We start from the raw sequence: 18891 nt of genomic DNA, 5'->3' as shown, positions 1-18891 counted from the left end.
CCGCCACCGGGGCGGGCGCGGCGGCGCCGCCGCGCCCGCCCGGGTCCCGCCGGCCGGCCCGTGCCAGCAGCCCGTGCCCGCAGCCGTGTCACCGCGCCCACTCCTCCCCCTCGTTCAGCCAGACCCGCAGCATCCGCCGGGAGTACCGACCGGGCTCGTCGACGAACGGCGAACGCCCGTGCAGCACCCGGCTGTTGCGGACGATCAGCAGGTCCCCCGCGGCCATCGGCAGCCCGAAGACGGTCTCCGGCCGGTAGAGCACCTCGTCCAGCACCCCGAGCGCCTCCCACTGGCGGTCCGTCAGCTCGGGCCCGCCGCGGTCGGGGGACGAGCGGACGGTGCGGGTCTGGTAGTAGCAGCCGATCGTCCCGTCCTTGCGGTCGTACAGGATCGGGGTCACCACCAGCTGCGGGCCCGCCCGGCCGCTGCGGTCGAAGGTCCAGTCCTCGCGGAGCGTCGCCAGCGCGTCCGGGCGCTCCCGCTGGATCAGGTCGTGGACGTGCCGGGCGCTCGCCAGTCTGGTCAGCCCGCCGCCGTCGAAGGCGGGCCGCAGGCAGAGCAGCACCAGCAGGTCGCAGGTGTCGCAGTGGAGGCCGAGTTCGGAGGCGCCGTCGCCGCCCCGGTCGCGCAGCACCGAGACGAGGTCGCCGCGCCCGTTCTGCGGGACGATCCGGCCGAAGTCCCCCAGCAGGAAGGAGAGCACCTCCGTGGTCTCCCGCTCCGGGCGGGCCGGGTCCACCAGGCCGCGCACCTGGGCGAGGCCGACCGAGTCGGTGGCGTTCCGGGCGAACTCCCCGAGCCGGGAGCGCACTTCCTCGCCCTCATCCCACCGGCCGGCCCGCGCGCCGGCCCGGAGCAGCCGCCGTTCCCGCTCCCCCACCGGGACCGACCAGAGCTCCCGCCGGGCGTCCAACTCCAGGCCGCTCCAACCGATTTCGGTCACCGCGTCCACACCCTCTCCTCCCTGCCGACCGCCGCCCGCGGCGGCCGGCACCCACAACCGGGGGGCCGCAGGAGGCCGGCCGGCGGTGCCGCGCCGCGGAGGTCACGCCGGCTCGTCCCCGGCCACACCCGCCCGATCCGCCCACCCCGCCCGGGCGGGCCCGCCGGCCACCCGCGGATCGCCCACCAGGTAGCCGTCCAGCTGCGCCCGGCCGGGCAGCCGTCCGGCCAACTCCCAGGCCAGCATGCGGTGCAGGCCGTCGAGGTGGATCAGGCCCGACCGGACCTCCAGACCCCCGTAGTCGGGGTGGTCGACCGGGTCCGTACTGAGGAACAGGGGCGTGAACGGGGCCCACCGCAGCAGCCGCAGCTTCGCCGCGCAGACCGGGTTGGCGGCGCTCCAGGCGGCCCCGCCGGCCCGGATCCGTTCGGCCGCCTCGGCCACCGTCGCCCCGGAGCGCGGCACCAGTTCGAGCTTCCCGCCCTCGCTGAGGTGCCAGGGCAGCACGATGCCCAGGACGTCCGCCCGGGACAGCCGGATCCGCCACCAGCCGCCGGGGATCCGGTCGGCGCGTTCGAGGTTCTCCGCCGCGTACCAGTTGCTGTTCGCCTCGTGGGACCGCTCCACCGGGTGGTCCCGCAGGTAGGCGTCGCGGACCTCGGAATAGGCGACGGCGGTGACGATCTCCACGGCAGTGCTCCTCAGACGACGGTTCCGGTGGGGCACGGGCGCCCCGGCCGCCACGGCTGAACCGCGATCACCACGAAGAGGCACACGTCGATCACGCGAGGTAGTCCGCCCCAGGAGTATGAACCCGTCCTCGCGTCCACGACAAGGCCGGTGCCGACGCGTGGACGCCTTCCCGCCACCGTGCCGTTCGGCTCCGGCCGCCGCGCGACAGCGGCCCCACGGGGAACGCCGGGCCGTTCGCGCCCCGGTGATTCGCCGCCGCAACAGCGGATGCGGCACAGTGAGGTCATGAACGCGGGAGCCAGGACTCAGCAGACGGCCGGACCGGTCAGGCGCCGCCCGGTCCAGCAGCGCAGCCTGGAGCGGTACGGCCGCATCCTGGACGCCTGCGCCGGGCTGCTCGACGAGGTCGGGGCGACCGCGCTCACCACCAAGGAGGTCGCCCAGCGCGCCCGGGTGCCGATCGGCACCCTCTACCAGTTCTTCGCCGGCAAGGAGGACCTGCTGGCCGCGCTCGCCACCCGCAACCTGGACCAGTACCTCCAGCGCCTGGACGCCCGGCTGGCCACCGCCGCACCGGTCGGCCCCGCCGTCTTCACCGACCTCGCGGTGGAGGAGTTCGTCGCGATGAAGCGCGCGGTGCCGGGCTTCGGCCAGCTGGACTTCGGCCTGGCCGGACCGGCCGTCCCCTCCGGCGTCCGGGACGACCGGCACCTGCTGGACGCCGGGGTGGACAACAACACCGCCGTCGCGCTGCGGCTCCAGGCGCTCGGCGGCGAGCTGTTCCGGCCCGGCGACCCGACGGCCACCCTGACCCTGCGGGTGGCGCTGGAGGCCGCCGACGCGGTGCTCAAACTGGCCTTCCGGGAGGCCCCGGAGGGCGATCCGGCCCTGATCGCCGAGTGCAAGCGGTTGGTCCGCGGCTACCTCGCGCAACAGCCCTCCGCCCGCTGACGCCCGGCACCGCGGTCCCGGACGTCCCCCCGGCCCGAGGCGTTGCGAGCCCGCCGCACCCGCAGCACAGTGGATAGCGAACGGCCGCGGAGGCGGTCGCCGCGCACGACCGGAGGAGCAGACCATGCACGCAGCGGTAGGTGACCAGCTCCATATCCACAGCAGGTCCGTGGGCATGGTGGACCGGAAGGGCGAGATCGTCGAAGTGCGCGGCACGGACGGCGAACCGCCGTACGTGGTCCGCTTCGAGGACGGCCACGAGGGCCTGATCTACCCCGGCCCCGACTGCAACATCGAACAGCGCCAGGCGGGGCGCTGACCCACACCCCCGCCGCCCCGCGCGCCCCCCGCGCGAGGTGGTGAGGAGCGGTGTCCGCCCCCGCGACCCCGCTGCCCGGGGCACTCGCCGGGCTCGCGCCACTGCTGGACCACTACGGGCACCTCGCGGTGGCGCTGCTCGTCCTGCTGGACAACTGCGGCATCCCGGTGCCTGGGCAGACCGTCCTGGTGCTGGCCTCGGTGTACGCCGGCACCGGGCACCTCGACTTCGCCTCGGTGCTGCTGATCGCGGCCGGCGCCGCCGCGCTCGGCAACACCCTCGGCTACCTGGTCGGCCGCACCGGCGGGCGCGCCTTCATCCACCGCTGGGGCCGCTACGTGCTGCTCACCCCGGCGCGGATGGAGCGCGCGGACGGCTTCTTCGCCCGGCACGGCGGCAAGGTGGTCACCGTCGCCCGGTTCGTGGACGGGCTGCGCCAGTACAACGGGATCATCGCCGGCACCACGGAGATGCCCTGGCGCCGCTTCCAGCCGTACAACCTGCTCGGCGCGGCGCTGTGGACGGCGGTCTGGGGCGCCTTCGGCTACCTCGCCGGCGCGAACATCGGCACCGTCTACCACACGGCGCTGCGCTACCAGGTCTGGTTCGCGGTCGGGTTGGGCTTTCTGGTCGGCGCCTTCCTGCTCCGCCAGGTGCTGCGCTACCGGCGCCGGCGCCGCGCGGACGGCGACGCCGGGCCCGGAACCGACGCCGACGCCGACACCGACACCGGACCCGACGACGATGCCGGCGGCGACACCGGACCCGGGTAGCCGCGGCTCAGCTCAACGGGAACACCTCGAACGGCACCGCGAAACGCGTCCCCAGCCGGCTGCCCGCGCCCCGGCCGAAGCCCTCCAGGAACTCCCGCGGCTGCGCCATCGCCCCGCCCAGCCCGGCCAGGTACGCCTTGTGCTCCTCCAACGAGGCTACGCCCCGGTCGAAGTGCTCGGTGGTGTCCACCGCGTGCTTCGCGTCCGGGGAGGCCGCCGCCCAGATCTGCCGCACGCCGTTCCACGGCTCGTGGCCCTCGGCCAGCAGCTCGCGGAACACCCAGCGGTTCCCGGCGTCCCGGACCCCGTCCAGGGTGGCCCGGCCGACCGCGATGTGGTCGGCCTGGTTGAGGAAGACCCCGCCGTAGGTCTCCCGGAAGTTGCTGGTGATCACGATGTCCGGCCGGTGCCTGCGCACCACCCGGGCGATGTCCCGGCGCAGCGGCAGCCCGTACTCCACCACGCCGTCCGGGTGGCCGAGGAACTCGACGGTGTCGACGCCGACCACCCGCGCCGAGGCGAGCTGCTCGGCCTCGCGCAGCGGCCCGCACTCGGCCGGGTCCAGCGAGTCGATGCCGGCCTCGCCGCTGGTGACCATCACGTAGACGACCTTCTTGCCCTGTGAGGTCCAGCGGGCGACGGCCGCGGCCCCGCCGTACTCCATGTCGTCGGGGTGGGCGACGATCGCCACCGCGGTCTGCCAGTCCTCGTCGACGGGCTCGAAGGGCTCGGGGGTCTGCTCGGTCATCCTGCTCGTTTCCTCTCACGGCGACTCACTGCGGCTCACGGTCGTACGGACGCACCGCACTCGCACGTTCGTACCACCCGTGACTCTAGAAGACCGGCTTCCCACACGCCCCGTCAGACACCGTCGCACGCGGGGGGCTTGCCCCTGACGCAAGGGTCAGGGGTTAGCGTCCGGGCACCGCGCGGCCGCACCGGCCGCCGCCCCCTTCCCGCCGAGGAGCGCAGCCATGGCCCTGCCCACCACCGCCCGCGTCGTCCGGCTGACCGCCGCACCGTCCGGGCTGCCCGCCCCCGGGGACTTCACCGTGGCCGAGGAGCCGCTGCCGGCGCCCGGCCCCGGGGAGGTGCTCGTCCGCAACCGGGCGTTCCTGGTCTTCGCCGCGCTGCGCACCCTGATCGGCGGTGGGGCCGCCGACCTGCCGCTGCCGCACATCCGGCCGGGGGACGCGATGTTCGGGCCGGCCCTCGGCGAGGTGCTGGCCGCCCCCGCGGACGGACCACTGCGCCCCGGCGACCTGGTCACCCACCTCGCCGGCTGGCGGGACCACGCGGTCGCCGAGGCCGCGCGGTTCACCACCGTCCCGGCGGACTTCCCCGATCCGGTCGCGCTGGTCTCCTCCGCGTCCTCCGCCTACGGCGCGCTGACCCGCACCGCCGGGGTGCGCCCGGGCGACGTGGTGCTGGTGACGGGCGCGTCGGCCTCGGTCGGCACGGTGGCCGGGCAGGTCGCCCGACTGCTCGGCGCCTCCCGGGTGATCGGGACCACCCGCTCGTCCGCCAAGGCGAAGCGGCTGATCGCCGAACTCGGCTACGACGCCGTGCTGGTGCCCGATGGGCGGCCGTTCGCCGAGCAGCTCGCCGAGGCCGCGCCGGGCGGGCTCGACGTCGTGCTGGACCTGGTCGGCGGCGAGCAACTGACCGCCGCCGTGGACGCGGCCCGGCACGGCGCCCGGTTCGCCCTGGTCGGCGCGCTGGCCGGCCAACTCGATCCGGAGCGCCCGGGCGGCGACGCCCCGGCCGTGATCGACGCTTTCCGGGTCATCACCCACGGCATGACCCTGGGCGGCTTCTCCGGATTCGACCACCCGGACCTGGAGGCCGAGTGGCGCGAGCGCTTCGCCGGCTGGCTGCGCGCCGGGGAGATCACCCTTCCCCGGACGTCGGTTCCGGGCATCGACCGGGCCCCCGCGGCGTTGACGGAACTGTTCACCGGGGACACCTTCGGAACCACCGTCGTGGAACTGGAACTCTGACGACCGAGGAGCGGGCATGAGGATCGGGGACGCGGCAGCGGCGGCGGGCACCACGCCCAGGGCACTGCGCTTCTACGAGCAGCGCGGGCTCCTGCACCCGCCCGCCCGCTCCGCCTCCGGTCAGCGCGAGTACGGCCCGGCCGAGGTCGCCCGGGTCCGGGTGATCCGCCGACTCCTGGCCGTGGGGCTGACGGTGGACGACCTGGCCAGCCGCGCCCACCGCCTCGACCTGCTCGGCGAGGACCCGCCGCACCGCTGCTCCGAATCCCCGGGCCCGACACCTTCGCGCCCGTGGTCCACGCCCGGCTGGCCGCGCTGGACGCCGAGATCGCCCGGCTCACCGAGCTGCGCGCCAAGCTCCTCCACCACGTCGCGACCGGTGGGACGGAGATCCCGGCCGGGGGCTGAGGGGCCCGCGTTCCCCGTCGAACGCGCCCGGGACCTCCGCCACGGGGGTGCGCGAGGTCCCGGGCGAGCGTACCGGGGGCGGTCAGGCCGGGTCGGCGGCGAGCGGTGCCTCGGCGGGGGCGCCGGGGGCCTCCTGGCCGGGCCAGCGGATCCGGGTGGCGCAGAGCGAGACGACGGCCGCCGAGGCGGCGACGGCGGCCATGCCCCAGAGCAGGCTGGTGGCGCCGGCGATGAAGCCGATCACGGCGGGGCCGGCCAGCAGGCCGGTGGTGCCCATCGCGGCGACCAGGGAGAGGGCGTCGGCGCCCTGGCGGGCGGCGGCGACGTAGACGCACGGGGTCACCGCGGCCACGCCGAGGCCGACGCAGGCGAAGCCGAGCAGGGTCGGGACCACGCCGCCGACCGCCAGGGCGAGGGCGAGTCCGAGGCCGGCCAGCAGGCTGCCGGTGCGTACGATCAGGCTGTCGCCGAAGCGGGTGCGCCAGCCGTCCGCGAAGATCCGGGCGCAGACCATCATCACCGAGACCACCGCGATGCCCAGCGGGGCGAGCCCGGCTCCGGCGTGCACGTAGTCCTTGAGGTAGAGCGCCGACCAGTCGTTCATCGCGCCCTCGGTGACGGTGCCGAACACCATCGCCAGGCCCATCCAGAGGGTCACGGCGGTCGGCAGCACGAAGCCGCGGCGGCGCTTGCGCTCCGCCGGTCCGGCGGCTTCGGCCGGGCCGTCCGCCAGCAGCCCGGGCCGGGCGGCCACGACCAGCACCGCGAGCAGCGCGGCGGCCAGCCCGAAGTGCACCGCCAGGGTGTCGGTGAGGGAGGTGACGCCCGAGGCCAGCAGTGCGGCCAGCAGCGAGCCGGCGCTGAAGGTCGCGTGCAGCCGGGACATCGTGGTCCGCTCGAAGCGGGCCTCCAGCGCGGCGCCCTGGGCGTTCATCGCGACGTTCAGGCAGCCGACCGCGACGCCGTCGAGGAACAGCACCAGCAGGGTCACCGGGTAGTTCGGCACCACCGACAGCGCGAGCAGGATCACCCCGAGGGCGAGTGCGGACAGCACCGAGAGCGAACGGGAGCCGAGCCGCCGCGTCAGCACCGCGACCAGGGGGAAGGACACCGCCGCGCCGACTCCGCAGGTCATCAGCAGCAGACCGATCTGGGCCTCGCCCAGGTCGAGCCTGGCCTTCAGCGCGGGCACCCGGGAGACCCAGGTCGCGTACTGGAATCCGAGGACGAAGAACAGGGCGCCGATGGCCACTTGGGACCGGCGGAAGTCGTCGCGAACGGGGGACATCGGTATCAGCCCACTTCGGCTCTGGGGTGCGGCCCGGGGACCGGCACGGTGGAGTGCGGCAGCGGCCGGGCCGGGACGGGGTCCAGCGGCATCGCCATGTAGACCGCCCGGGTGCCGTAGCTCTCGGGCAGGTCGATCTCGGGCCGGGCGCGGTAGCCCAGCGGGGTCCACAGCACGTGCGAACCGCGGACGGCGACCAGCGAGGCGGTCCGGTAGCCGGCCGCCCGGGCGGTCTCCTCCAGGTGCCGCAGCATCCGCAGGGACAGGCCCCGGCCGCGCAGTTCCTCGGAGATCACCAGGTCGTGCGCGTGCATGTTGGTCGGCCTGCCGTCCGCGCCGCCCCCGGCCCCACCCCCGGCCCTGCGCCCGCCCGCGTGCCCGTCCGCGTCCTCGCTGCGGCTGAGGTCCGGGCAGTGGAACAGCGGGTACGGCAGGGCGAGCAGGTAGCCGCCGAGGCCGCCCGGGTGCTCCAGCACGAAGCAGGTGTCCGGCGAGACGCGGTGCCGGGACCGGAGCGCCTCGCGGCCCTCGGACAGGCCGCTGGCGGCGTAGGCGCGCTCCTCCAGCGCGACCACGGCGTCCCAGTCCTCCTCGCGGAGCAGCCGGATGCGGTACTCGCTCATGCGCTTCCTCCGTTGCGGCGCCCGCCGATGCAGCTGTACGGCAGCGGCGCGAAGCCGTTGAACCCGCGGGTGGCGTAGGCGGTGGCGTACGCTCCGCAGGAGTGGATCCAGACCGGGTCGCCGGAGCCGACCGCGCGCGGGACGCGCACCGGGCCGCCCTCCTGCGCGTAGGCGTCGTCGCTGTCGCAGGTCGGGCCGGCCACCACGGCGTTGACGAACTGGCCGCCGGGGTGGGTGGGGAACTCCAGCCGGTACTGGAGCTGGTCCATCTCGTACAGGCCGTTGAACTTGCCGCAGCTGAGGTAGAGCCAGTCCTCCCGGGCGCCGTCGAGGCGGTGGCGGGAGGTGAGCCGGGCGACGTGGGCGCGGATCGCGCCGTGGTCGGCGACCAGGTGGCGCCCGGGCTCCAGCAGGAACTCCAGCGGTGCGCCGTTGACGGCGTTCAGCCGTTCCATGCCCTCGCGGATCACCGCGAACATCTTGTCCAGCGGCGGGTCGAGCGGGCGCCCGCCGCGGTCGAGGACGCCGAGGGCGGGCAGCCCGCCGCCGAGGTTGATCCGGGTCGGGGTGATGCCGCGCCAGTTGAGCGCCTCCAGCACGGCGGCCAGCGACTCCACGGCCGCGCTCCAGGCCTCGGCGGTCATCTGCTGCGAGCCGACGTGCACGGACAGGCCGGACGGCACCAGCCCGGCCGTACGGGCTTCGCCGAGCACCCGCAGCGCGTCCTCGGGTGAGCAGCCGAACTTGTGGCTGAGGCCCCACAGCGCGCCCTCGCCGGTGGTCGCGATCCGGCAGAACACCCGTGCTCCGGGCGCGTGTCGGGCGATCGCCGCGACGTCCTCCAGGCTGTCGGTGGCGAAGTCCCGCACGCCCAGCCGGTGGGCCTCGGCGATGTTGCGGTCGGACTTGATCGTGTTGCCGTAGTGGATCAGCTCGGGCGGCACGCCGGTGCGCAGCGCCTGGGCGATCTCCTGCGGGCCGGCCGCGTCGAAGCCGGAGCCGAGCGCGGCGAGGTGGTCCAGCACCTCGTCCACCGGGCAGGCCTTCATCGCGAACCGGACGGCCACGCCGGGCAGTTCGGCGAGGAGTGCGGCGTACTGGCGGCCGATGCCGTCGAGGTCGTAGAAGATCCGGTCGTCGGTGGCGGCGGCGAGCGCGGCGCGCAGCGCGCCGCCGTCGTGCCCGTCGGGGCGGGGTGCGTCGGTGTGCACCACGGCGACGGCCGGGGCGCGGTGGGTGGGCGGGTGGCTGTCGGCGTGGCCGGTGGCGTGGCTACCGGCGTGCCCGGTGGCATGGCCGCCGGGGTGGCCGGTGGCATGGCTGGTGGTCTGGCGTGTCACGTGGTGGTCCCGTCCGACTGGCGCGGCAGCCGGTCGGCGGGGGTGGCCTTGCTCGCCCGCACCAGCGGGCCCCACGCGTCGATCAGTGCGGCGAAGTCCTCGATGTCCGTCTGCGCCTCGTCGAGCAGACGCGGCCCTAGCGGCGCCAGGTGGTCCGCGAACTCGGCGTACTTCCCGCCGAGCCGCCGGTAGCAGCGGTCGAGTTCGGCGAGCCTGCGGTGGTTCTCCGCGCGGTCCGTCGCGGCGCTGCGGCGGGCGGAGTCGGCGATCGGCTCGGGGCGGACGCGGTGCCGTTCGTCCAGCAGGGCGCCGCCGGCGGCCTCCATCTCGCGGTAGACCGGGTGGAGGTAGAGCATGGAGAGCAGGAACTTGGCGTAGCGCAGCTGGTAGGCGGTGAAGCCGGGGCCGGTGCGCCGTTCCGGGGTGTAGTAGTTGACGATGTGGCGGTTGTGGGTGACGCCCGGCAGGGTCGCGTCCCGCACCAGGTGGTGCAGGAAGTAGTCGCTGCCGATGGTGTCGGTGGCGGGCGGCAGCGGCACCCGTTCGTACACCTCGTGGTGGAGGCCGATGTTGCACATGTCGATGCGCCAGATGTCGGGCAGGTCGAGCACGGCGCGGTCGACGGTGAACGGTTCGGTGCCGCCGCCGGTGAAGGAGTCGGCGACGAGTTCGCGCTTCTCCTTCTCGCTCGCGCCGGTGGGCGCCCAGAGCGCGACCACGTCGTGGTACACCTCGGGGTCGAGCTCACGGATCTCGCCGATGTCGACGGAGAGTTCGCCGACGAAGGAGGCGCCGACCAGCGCGACCGGCTTGTCCGCGTGCGCCGCGTCGAGGCTGTTCCGGGTGACGGCGGCGGCCGCGTCGGCGGCCTTGAGGCCCAGTGTGGCCAGCTCGTGATCGATCGGGAACACCGGTTCGCCGTCGAGCAGTTGGTAGCGGCTGTCGGAGTCGCGGCGGTGCACCGACGCGCAGCCGAGGGCGGCGGCCAGCAGGAACGCCCGGTTGGTGCAGGCGCCGTAGGAGACGGCGTCGGGCAGCATCAGGTCGAGCAGCCGGTCCGGGGCGGCCGCGCCGGACCGGTCGACCACCTCGCGCAGGAAGGCGCGCTGGGCGTCCTCGTCCAGGTGGTGGACGACCACGCCCTCGACGGCCGGCAGGGCGGCGAGCGCCCCGGCGTGCCGGGCGCGGGCGGCCGGGTCGGCGGAGTCCAGCACCAGCAGGTGCACCCGGACGTCGAACCGCCCTACGGCGTGGGCGGCTTCGGCGCCGACGGCGGTGATGGTGTCCGCGCACTCGCGGTTGGTGGGCAGGGTCAGGCAGACGTCGCGCATTCCCGCTCCCCCTCGGCGTCCCGCCGGCCTTCCCCGCGCCCCGCGAACGGCTCGTGCCCCTCGAAGGGCTCATGCTCGAACGGCTCGTGCCCCGCGGACGGCTCGTGGTCATCGAAGGGCTTGCCGCTCCAGGACCGCAGGCCGAGCAGCTTCTCCCCCAGCTCGGTGAGTTCGGCGGTCGCGTAGCGCTGCGCCTCGGGCCGGTCGGCGTCGCCGACCAGGGTGCGGTTCCAGTCCGGGGTGGCGAGCGTGCGCCAGGACTCCACCCGGGAGCGGCGCAGCTTCTCGGCCTCCTCCAGCGCGGGCATCATCGACAGGTACTGCACCGCCCGCACGCCGTTCTCGGAGGTGTTGCGCGCGACGCCGTGGGCCAGCAGGCCGTTCCAGATCAGCAGGTCGCCGGCCTCCAACTCGGGCCGCACCACGGGGAACTCCGTGCGGTCGACGTCCGGCCGGATCGGGTCGCGGTCGGCCGGCTGGGCGGCCTGCCACTCGTTGAAGCGGCGGAACAGCTCCGGGTCGCACTGGAAGCCGCCGTGGTCGGGGGCGGTGTCGTTGAGCGCGATGATGCCCTGGACGCGCTGCGGCAGCATGCCCTGGGTGGTGTCGACGTCCCAGTGCAGCTCGATGTCGAAGCCGCGGTCGGTGGGTTCGATCAGCGCGCGGTCGCGGTTGCGGACGTTCGGCGGGTTGAGGTTGAGCCGGTCGAGGGTGACCCAGAGCTCCTCGCAGTCCCACACGTCCACGAAGGCGTCGTAGACGCGCTGCGACTGGCGGCTGTCCCAGAGGAGTTGGTGGTGGTAGGCCTCGACGAAACCGTAGATGTGCAGGTGCCGGTCGAGTTCGTCGCGGTACTCGCGCTCGCGGTACCACTCCTCGGGGCGGTCCGGCGACAGGCCCTGGAACTCCCAGGCGAAGTCGAGCAGTCGGCGCGCCGCCTCGGCCGGGATCGCCTGCTTCACCACCACGTAGCCGTAGGTCTGCCAGAACGCGAAGTCCTCCTCGGAGAGCACCCGCAGCGGGTGCTTCTTGCGGACCTCGCGCAGCGCGGTCCGGGCGAGGTAGCTCTCCGTGTCGGCGCTGAAGTAGGGGCGCTCCGAGGCGGCGCGGTACAGGTATTCGCCGGCGGTTCCGTCGGGGTGTTCGGCAGGGCTCGGCACGGGCAGTCACTCCATGGTTCGTAGTCGGCGCGGCGCTTCCTCGGCGCTCGGTGCGGGCACGGCGGGTCGGCGGCCGCTCACCGGCCGCGACAGGAATTCGAGCGCGGGCCGAAGGGCCGTCCGCGCACGACCCTTCCCGCCTCCGGCCCCACGGGCACGGAGCAGCGCCACGTCGGGGGGCCAACTCACCCGCCCGGCAAGGCCCCTCACTTCACATCAGCCCCTACCGGACCGCACCCCTCATACGTTGGACTAGACCAACTAATGGTGTCAACCCTTTCCCCCGGGTTACCGATTGGGAAATCAGCGCAGCTCACCGCGCCTCTCGGGGTTCGCTTTATGTTTCGGAGGCGGACATAAGAGCGGGTATGTTTCCGGAATTGACATAACCGTGAAACGGTGAACCGCCCGAGTCGGCCGTACGTTGGCCCTATGGCACGCGCGCTGACGGCTCCCCCGTGGCTGACCGAGAGCCTGCGGCCCCGGGCCGCTCCGATCCCCTGGGCGGCGGTCGCCCGCGCCTCCGTCGCGCTCGCCGCTCCGCTCGCGGTGGGCACCGCCACCGGACGGCCCGGCTACGGCGCGCTGGTGTCGATGGGCGCCCTGTCCGGGGTCATCGGGGACACCGCCGACGCGTACCGGATGCGGGTGTTCAACATCGCCGTGCCCCAGCTGTTCGGCGCCCTCGGGCTGCTGGTCGGCACCCTGGTGTTCGGCACCGGCTGGACGGCCGTCGCGACGGTCACCGTCGTCGCGCTGGTTTCCGGCATGATCTCCTCGATCGGCGCGGTCGCCTCCGTCTCCGGACTGCTCCTGCTGCTCAACGCGGTGGTCGGGGCCGGCCTGCCGCTGCCCTCCCCCTGGTGGCTGCCGCCCGCCCTGCTGCTGCTCGGCGGCCTGGTGGTGCTCGCGCTGACCCTGCTCGCCTGGCCGCTGCGGCTGGGCGTCCCGGAGCGGTCGGTGGTGGCCGGCACCTACCGGGCGGTCGCCGACCTGCTGGAGGCCACCGGCACACCGGAGTACGACGGCCGCCGCCACGAGCTCACCCGGTCGCTCAACCAGTCCTACGACCTGCTGCTCGCCCGCCGGGCCCGCCGGCACGGCCGCTCGCCCACCCTGGCCCGGCTGCTCGCCCAGCTCAACGCGGTGATCCCGATGGTCGAGGCGGCCCCGGCGGCCCAGCTGCGCCCGTCCGGTCTCGGCCCGCTGCCCGTCGGCTACCCGGCCGCCGTCCGCGCGCTGGCCGACGCCGTCGAGCAGAACCGCACCGGCCCGGCCCCGCCGCTCGACCTGCCCGCCCCCGCCGGCCCGTCCACCCGCGCGCTGGTCGAGGCGATCGGACACGCCGCCACCGTCGCGTACGAGGCCTCGCCCGACCCGTACGCCTTCGACGACCGGATCGGCCGGCCCGCCCGGCTCGCGGTCCGGGCCCGGCGGGCCACCAGGGCGCTGCTGCTGTCCGGCGCGTCCTGGCGGTACGGGCTGCGGCTGGCGCTGTGCATCGGGCTGGCGCAGGTGCTGGTCTCGGTGATCGCGGTGCCCCGCTCGTACTGGGTGACGCTGACCGTGACCTTCGTGCTGAAGCCCGACTTCGGCTCGGTGTTCTCCCGCGCGGTGCTGCGCGCGCTCGGCACCGCCGCCGGGCTGCTGATCGCCATGCCGGTGCTCGCCGAGGTGCCGCACGGCTGGTGGGACGTCCCGGTGATGGCGGGGCTGGCGACGCTGATCCCGGCGCTGTCCGCCAAGGGGTACGCCTTCCAGACCGCGGCGATCACCCCGGTCATCCTGCTGCTCTCCGACCTGCTCAACCACCGGGGCTTCCAGCTGGTGCTGCCCCGGCTGTACGACTCGCTGATCGGCTGCGGCATCGCCCTGCTGGCCGGCTACCTGCTGTGGCCGGAGTCCTGGCACACCCGGATCGGCGACCGCCTCGCCGACGCCGTCCAGGACACCGCCTCGTACGTGTCACTGGCCTTCACCACCGCGCCCGGACGGGACGAGCCGGCCCGCGCCCGCTACCGGCGGCGGCTCTACCGGGACCTGTCCACCGTGCGCAGCGAGTTCCAGCGGGCGCTCACCGAGCCGCCGCCGGTCGGGGCCCGGGCGGAGGCGTGGTGGCCGGTGGTGATCGCGGTCGAGCGGATCGTGGACGCCACCACCGCGACCCGGGTGCGGGTCGAGCACGGCGCGCCGGTGCCGACCGCCGCCGAGGTCGCCACCGTCTCCCGGGAGCTGGCCGAGTTGGCCGAGGCGCTGCGCACCGGCGAGCCGCTGCCGGAGGCGGAGCCGGACGCGCTGGCGCCGGGCTGCGCGCTGGCCCGGCTGCACCGGGAGGTGCACGCGGCCCGGTCGGTGGCGGCGCCTGCGCCCTGAGCGCCCGCGGGCCGGGCCGGGCGGCCGACGCCCCGAGCAGCCGCGCCCCCGCGAGCGCCGACGTTCCGGGCACCCGCGCCGTCGAGCCCCGACGCCCTGACCAGCGGTGCCGTCGAGCCCCGACGCCCGGCCGGCGGTGCCGTCGAGCGCCGGCACGACCCCCGGTCGGCGGCGTCCGGCGTCAGTCCTGGATCCGTCGCCAGGGCCGCTCCGCCTCCAGCGCGAAGGCCAGCTCCAGCAGCAGCCGCTCCTGCCCGTGCGCCGCCGACAGGTGCACCCCGACCGGCAGCCCGCTGGGCGCCGAGCCGGCCGGCAGGGCCATGCCCGGCCCGCCGGTCACGTTGTTGACCGGGGTGAAGGCGACGTAGCGCAGCAGCCGCTCGATCAGCTCGTCGAAGTCCACGTTCGGGCTCAGGTGCCCGATCGGCGGGGCGGTGTGGGCGAGCACCGGGGACAGGATCACGTCGTGGTGCCGGAAGATCCGCGCGTACACGCCCTCGGCCCGGCGCAGCCGCCGCAGCACGCCGGGGGTCTGCGGGAACTCCGCCTGGAAGCGGCGGCGCAGCCCGGTGGTCAGGCCGTCCAGCCTGTTGGCCCGGAAGCTCGGGTCGATCAGCAGCCGGCCGGTGGCCGCGATGGCCCAGGCGATGTAGCCCCAGTAGCTGACGAAGTCGCGGGAGAACTCCTCGCCGAAGGGCAGCTCGGTGGGCTCGACCAGGTGGCCCATCGCCTCCAGCCGGGCGGCGGTCTCCTCGACCACCTGCCGGGTCGGCTCGTCGGTCTTGGCGATCGGCGAGTCCACCACCAGGCCGATCCGCAGCCGCCGTGTGCCCGGCCCCTCGACCAGGCCGAGCGGGGGCAGCCCGGGGTTGACGCGGTGCCGCTCGGCGGCGGCGAAGAAGGCGGCGGTGTCGCGCACCGAGCGGGTCAGCACCCCGTCGGTGACCAGGTCGATCGGGAGCTTCCCGCCCTGGGCGTTGGTGACCAGCCGGCCCCGGGTGGGCTTGAGCCCGACCAGTCCGCAGCAGGCCGCCGGGATGCGGATCGAGCCGCCGCCGTCGTTGGCGTGCGCGATCGGCACCACGCCGGAGGCCACCAGGGCCGCCGCACCGCCCGAGGAGGCGCCGGCCGAGTGCGAGGGCTTCCACGGGTTGCGCACCGGTCGGGCGGTGGCGAACTCGGTGGAGGCGTTGAGGCCGAACTCGGGCAGCCTGGTCTTGCCGAGGACGGCCAGGCCGGTGGCGAGGAACTGGTCGGTGAAGCGCGCGTTGCGGCGGGCCGGGCGGGCGCGGTAGGCCTCGCTGCCCATCGCGGTCGGCAGGCCGCGCAGGTCCACGTTGTCCTTGAGGTAGGTCGGCACGCCCCACAGCGGACCGCCGATGCCCTCCCGGCTGATCTGCGGCCTGTCGTACGACGCGTGGGCGACGGGCAGCAGCGTGCCGTCCACCCGGCCGGCCCGGTCGACGGCCGCGCCGACCAGTTCCCTCGGGTTGACCGCGCCGGACCGCACCAGCGCGGCGAGGGCCACCGCGTCGTAGGCGCCCAGGGCGTCGTCGGCGAACGCGTGGACCCGCTCGTCGGTCATCCGAACTCCCCACTCCCTGCCGGACGTCACGCCGCCCGACGATCGCACCGGCCGATCGTTCCTGCCCGGTTCTACTGACCGGTAATCTCACAGGGCTCCGAGTGTAGGCGCGGCCGGCCGCGGCCGCCGGGCCGGGGACGCCTTCGACGGGTAAACGACTCATCAAATCTTCGAGGGCGCACGACCGTTCGGCCCGCGCCCCCGCGTTCACCCCGTCCGCCGGTCCGGGACCGTTTCGCCGTACACCGCCGGGAAAGATCACGTTCACGATTCGTCCCGGTCCTCCCACCCGAACCAAGGTGCCGCCCCGTGCCGACCCCCTTCTCCCCGACCACCCGGTTCGCCGCGGCCAGCGCCCCCGGCGGCCTCCCGCTGCTCGGCCACGCCGCCGCCCTCCTGCACCGCCCGCACGAGTTCGTCGCCGGCCTGCCCGCCCACGGCGACCTCGTCCGGCTGCGACTCGGCCCGCTGCGCGCGTACGTGGTCTGCCACCCCGAGCTGGTCCGCCGGCTGCTCGCCGACGACCGCACCTTCCGCCCGGGCGGGCCCCTCCCGGACAGGGCCCGGGAGGCCTTCGGTGACGGCCTCGCCGCCTTCCCCGCCACCGCCCACCGGCACCGGCCGCCGCCACCCGCCCTCCACCACGGCCGGCTGCCCGACCACGCCGCGCCGATGGCCGAGGGGATCGCCGACGCCACCGCCCGCTGGCGCGACGGCGACGTGATCGACGTCCCCGCCGCGATGTGCCGCCTCTCCACCGCCGTCACCGCCCGCTGCCTGACCGCCGCGCACGAGCGGGCCGGCTCGCCGCCGCCCGGCGCCGACCGCCTCACCAGCCCCGGCAACCGCCTCCGCCGTGCCCGGCAGGACCTGCGGGAGTTCACCCGGCGACTGACCGCCGACCACCGCGCCGCCGGCACCGACCGGCACGACCTGCCCTCCACGCCGCTCGCCGCGCCGGACGAGGACGGCCGGCCCCCGTCCGGCGCCGAGGTCCACGAGCGGCTCGCCGCCTTCCTGCCGGCCGGCCCGGAGAGCACCGCCGCCACCCTCTCCTGGGCCTGGACGCTGCTCGCCGCCAACCCGGCCGTCCGGATGCGGCTGCACACCGAACTCGACACCGTCCTGGACGGCCGCCCCGCCCGTCTCGAGGACCTGCCCGCGCTCCCGCTCACCGCCCGGATCGTGAGCGAGACCCTTCGGCTCTACCCGCCGCCGTGGATCCTCAGCCGCACCGCCACCACCGACACCGAGCTCGGCGGCCACCCCGTCCCGGCCGGCGCCACCCTGCTGTACAGCCCCTACCTGCTGCACCGCCGGGCCGACCTGTTCCCCCGCCCCGACCGCTTCGACCCCGACCGCTGGCTCACCACCGCCCGGCCCGCCCCCGGCGCCCGCACGCCCTTCGGCCTCGGCGCCCACCGCAGCGCCGGCGACGCCTTCGGCACCGCCACGGCCGTCCTCGCCATCGCCACCATCGCCGCCCACTGGACCATCGCCCCCACCCCCGGCCGACCCGTCCGCCCCACCCGCGGCCCCTCCCTCGCCCCCCGGCCCTTCACCGCGACGCTGACCCGCCGGGTCCGCTGACCGGGCCGGGGCCCGGGGTCCAAGGCTTCACCGACCCGGAAGCCCGAGCGTCACCGACCCGGGTTGCCCGGCGTCCCCGCCCCGGGAGCCGACCGGAGGCCGGTGACCGGGCTTCGGTACTGTCCCGGCGTGGCCGGCCGCACGGGCGCCGGCCGGAACCAGGCCGCTCGACCGGGACACCACCAGACCATGAACGCTCGCACCCCACGGGGCCTCCTGACCGGGCTGCTCCGCGCCGTCCGGACGTATCCGCGCCGCTCGCCGCTGACCTTCGGCTACGTCCTCCTGCTCCTGCTCGGGCACGTCTGGGTCGAGAACCTGCTCACGCCGGACCGGGCGGACGCGCTCCGCGACCACATCAGCACCAACCTCGACAACCTGCACGACCACCCGGTCACCGCCCTGTTCGGCAGCGCGCTGCTCTTCGACGGCACTCTCACCGAGATCCTCACCACCGGCTTCGGCGGCACCCTGATCACCCTCGGCCTCGGCGTCTGCTGCTGCCTCGCCTGGACCGAACGGCGCTTCGGCGGCCCGCGCGCCGCCGCCGTCTTCCTCGGCGGGCACATCGCCGCCACCCTGGTCACCGCCGCGGTGATCCTGCTCGCCCTGCGGCAGGGCTGGTACCCGGAGAGCGTGCGCCAGGCCTCGGACTACGGCATCAGCTACGGCGCCCAGACCGTCCTCGCCCTCGCCACCCTCGCCGTGCCCCGCTGGGCCCGGCTGCCCTGGGCCGCCTTCGTCGTGGCCTGGCCGCTGTCCGGTGACGGCGAATGGCCCGGACCCCTGCCGGACTTCACCACCGTGGGCCACCTCCTCGCCGCCGCCCTCGGCTTCGCCCTGGCCGCCGGCGTCGCGCTCACCGCCGCCCGCCGGCGCCGTGTCAGCGCGGCGGCCGGCGGTCGGCCGCGATGGCGGTGAGCAGCCGCTCGATCTCCGCCAGCCGGCGCCGCAGGTCCTCGACGTCGCCCCGGGTGGCGCCCTGCTCGTCCGGCTTGAGGGCGACCAGCAACTGCCCGTCCGGCTCCAGCCGGGCCCGGGCCACCTCGCCGAGGCCGTCGCCGTTCTGGATCCGGATCGCGTGCTCCAGCTCGGACGGGCGCAGCGCCAGGCTGCGCAGCGCCCCGGGCACCAGCCGGCCGTCCTCCACCACGGTGGTGGCGGTGCCCTCCAGCAGTCGGGCGGCCTTCGGGTCGCGGGCGAGCCAGCGGGTGACGGCGGAGTTCACCGCGATCAGGGTGACCGCGCCGACCACGCCGCCGAGCAGGCTGTCGTCATTGCCGATGACGGCGTTCTGCACCACGTTGGAGAGCAGGAGGACGACCACCATGTCGAAGGTGTTCATCCCCGCCAGCCCGCGCTTCCCAACGAGCCGGAACAGCACCAGGATCAGCGCGTAGACGGCGATCGTGCGGAGCACCTTCTCCGCGATCGGAATCTGGACGGCCATCAGGTCGTGCCACACTGCCCCGCTCCTCCCGCCTCGGCCGCTGGGAACGGGGCCGACGCTACGC

At 75.1% G+C, this 18891-nt stretch carries 17 protein-coding genes and 1 pseudogene; 8 read left to right on the top strand and 10 right to left on the bottom strand.

What is annotated here, in order from left to right; all coding sequences use genetic code 11:
* Positions 1-88 precede the first annotated feature (88 nt).
* Together ACFY0X_RS30095 and ACFY0X_RS30090 are read right to left on the bottom strand one after the other, a co-directional pair.
* Positions 89-943, bottom strand: a complete 855-nt coding sequence (locus ACFY0X_RS30095) for a TauD/TfdA family dioxygenase (RefSeq protein ID WP_387759260.1) — start codon at positions 941-943, stop codon at positions 89-91.
* A 102-nt stretch (positions 944-1045) separates the two neighbouring features.
* Positions 1046-1633: a DUF6309 family protein gene (locus tag ACFY0X_RS30090; RefSeq protein WP_387759259.1), complete on the bottom strand. Its 588-nt coding sequence runs from the start codon at positions 1631-1633 to the stop codon at positions 1046-1048.
* Positions 1634-1921: 288 nt separating this feature from the next.
* Here ACFY0X_RS30090 and ACFY0X_RS30085 point away from each other — a divergent pair, with 288 nt between their 5' ends.
* The 3 genes from ACFY0X_RS30085 (at position 1922) to ACFY0X_RS30075 (ending at position 3679) form a co-directional block, all read left to right on the top strand.
* Entirely contained in the window at positions 1922-2587 is a 666-nt protein-coding gene (locus ACFY0X_RS30085) for a TetR/AcrR family transcriptional regulator (RefSeq protein WP_387759257.1), read from the top strand.
* Positions 2588-2711: 124 nt separating this feature from the next.
* Positions 2712-2906, top strand: coding sequence for a DUF1918 domain-containing protein (locus ACFY0X_RS30080; protein ID WP_387759256.1), 195 nt, complete (start codon positions 2712-2714; stop codon positions 2904-2906).
* A 50-nt stretch (positions 2907-2956) separates the two neighbouring features.
* On the top strand, positions 2957-3679 hold the full coding sequence (locus ACFY0X_RS30075) for a DedA family protein (RefSeq protein ID WP_387759254.1): 723 nt from the start codon (positions 2957-2959) through the stop codon (positions 3677-3679).
* Positions 3680-3686: 7 nt separating this feature from the next.
* Here ACFY0X_RS30075 and ACFY0X_RS30070 read toward each other — a convergent pair whose 3' ends face one another.
* On the bottom strand, positions 3687-4427 hold the full coding sequence (locus ACFY0X_RS30070) for a PIG-L deacetylase family protein (protein WP_387759253.1): 741 nt from the start codon (positions 4425-4427) through the stop codon (positions 3687-3689).
* A gap of 226 nt (positions 4428-4653) precedes the next feature.
* Between ACFY0X_RS30070 and ACFY0X_RS30065 the strand changes: the two genes are divergently transcribed.
* Together ACFY0X_RS30065 and ACFY0X_RS30060 are read left to right on the top strand one after the other, a co-directional pair.
* Complete coding sequence (locus tag ACFY0X_RS30065; protein WP_387759252.1) at positions 4654-5679, top strand: MDR family NADP-dependent oxidoreductase; 1026 nt, start codon at positions 4654-4656, stop codon at positions 5677-5679.
* 16 nt (positions 5680-5695) lie between these two features.
* Positions 5696-5824: pseudogene (locus ACFY0X_RS30060) on the top strand (MerR family DNA-binding transcriptional regulator); the annotation flags it as partial.
* 345 nt (positions 5825-6169) lie between these two features.
* On the opposite strand, the gene ACFY0X_RS30055 reads toward ACFY0X_RS30060, so the two are convergent.
* The 5 genes from ACFY0X_RS30055 to ACFY0X_RS30035 all read right to left on the bottom strand — a co-directional run bounded on the left by ACFY0X_RS30055 (position 6170) and on the right by ACFY0X_RS30035 (position 11829).
* Positions 6170-7375, bottom strand: a complete 1206-nt coding sequence (locus ACFY0X_RS30055) for an MFS transporter (RefSeq protein WP_387759251.1) — start codon at positions 7373-7375, stop codon at positions 6170-6172.
* Positions 7376-7380: 5 nt separating this feature from the next.
* The gene (locus ACFY0X_RS30050) at positions 7381-7998 is read right to left on the bottom strand and encodes a GNAT family N-acetyltransferase (protein ID WP_387759249.1); all 618 of its coding nucleotides are present in this window, start codon (positions 7996-7998) and stop codon (positions 7381-7383) included.
* Positions 7995-9209: a type III PLP-dependent enzyme gene (locus ACFY0X_RS30045; RefSeq protein ID WP_387759300.1), complete on the bottom strand. Its 1215-nt coding sequence runs from the start codon at positions 9207-9209 to the stop codon at positions 7995-7997. The genes ACFY0X_RS30050 and ACFY0X_RS30045 overlap by 4 nt, the downstream gene beginning before the upstream one ends.
* 125 nt (positions 9210-9334) lie before the next feature.
* The gene (locus ACFY0X_RS30040) at positions 9335-10669 is read right to left on the bottom strand and encodes a DUF6271 family protein (RefSeq protein ID WP_387759247.1); all 1335 of its coding nucleotides are present in this window, start codon (positions 10667-10669) and stop codon (positions 9335-9337) included.
* A complete protein-coding gene (locus ACFY0X_RS30035; RefSeq protein WP_387759246.1) occupies positions 10651-11829 on the bottom strand; it encodes a phytanoyl-CoA dioxygenase family protein in 1179 nt (392 codons plus the stop codon). The genes ACFY0X_RS30040 and ACFY0X_RS30035 overlap by 19 nt, the downstream gene beginning before the upstream one ends.
* 432 nt (positions 11830-12261) lie before the next feature.
* On the opposite strand from ACFY0X_RS30035, the gene ACFY0X_RS30030 reads away from it, so the two are divergent.
* Entirely contained in the window at positions 12262-14202 is a 1941-nt protein-coding gene (locus tag ACFY0X_RS30030; RefSeq protein WP_387759244.1) for an FUSC family protein, read from the top strand.
* A gap of 181 nt (positions 14203-14383) precedes the next feature.
* On the opposite strand, the gene ACFY0X_RS30025 is transcribed toward ACFY0X_RS30030, so the two are convergent.
* Positions 14384-15787, bottom strand: a complete 1404-nt coding sequence (locus ACFY0X_RS30025) for an amidase (protein WP_387759243.1) — start codon at positions 15785-15787, stop codon at positions 14384-14386.
* 309 nt (positions 15788-16096) lie between these two features.
* Between ACFY0X_RS30025 and ACFY0X_RS30020 the strand changes: the two genes are divergently transcribed.
* A complete protein-coding gene (locus tag ACFY0X_RS30020) occupies positions 16097-17377 on the top strand; it encodes a cytochrome P450 (RefSeq protein ID WP_387759241.1) in 1281 nt (426 codons plus the stop codon).
* Positions 17378-17566: 189 nt separating this feature from the next.
* On the top strand, positions 17567-18298 hold the full coding sequence (locus ACFY0X_RS30015; protein WP_387759239.1) for a rhomboid-like protein: 732 nt from the start codon (positions 17567-17569) through the stop codon (positions 18296-18298).
* Here ACFY0X_RS30015 and ACFY0X_RS30010 read toward each other — a convergent pair.
* The gene (locus ACFY0X_RS30010; protein WP_387759237.1) at positions 18261-18842 is read right to left on the bottom strand and encodes a DUF421 domain-containing protein; all 582 of its coding nucleotides are present in this window, start codon (positions 18840-18842) and stop codon (positions 18261-18263) included. The genes ACFY0X_RS30015 and ACFY0X_RS30010 overlap by 38 nt on opposite strands.
* Between the last annotated feature and the right edge of the window lie 49 nt (positions 18843-18891).

It is taken from the genome of Kitasatospora sp. NPDC001547 (genome assembly GCF_042894165.1).
GTDB lineage: Bacteria > Actinomycetota > Actinomycetes > Streptomycetales > Streptomycetaceae > Kitasatospora.
The sequence above is the reverse complement of the archived record's forward strand: the minus strand, read 5'-3'. Positions and strand labels throughout refer to the sequence as shown.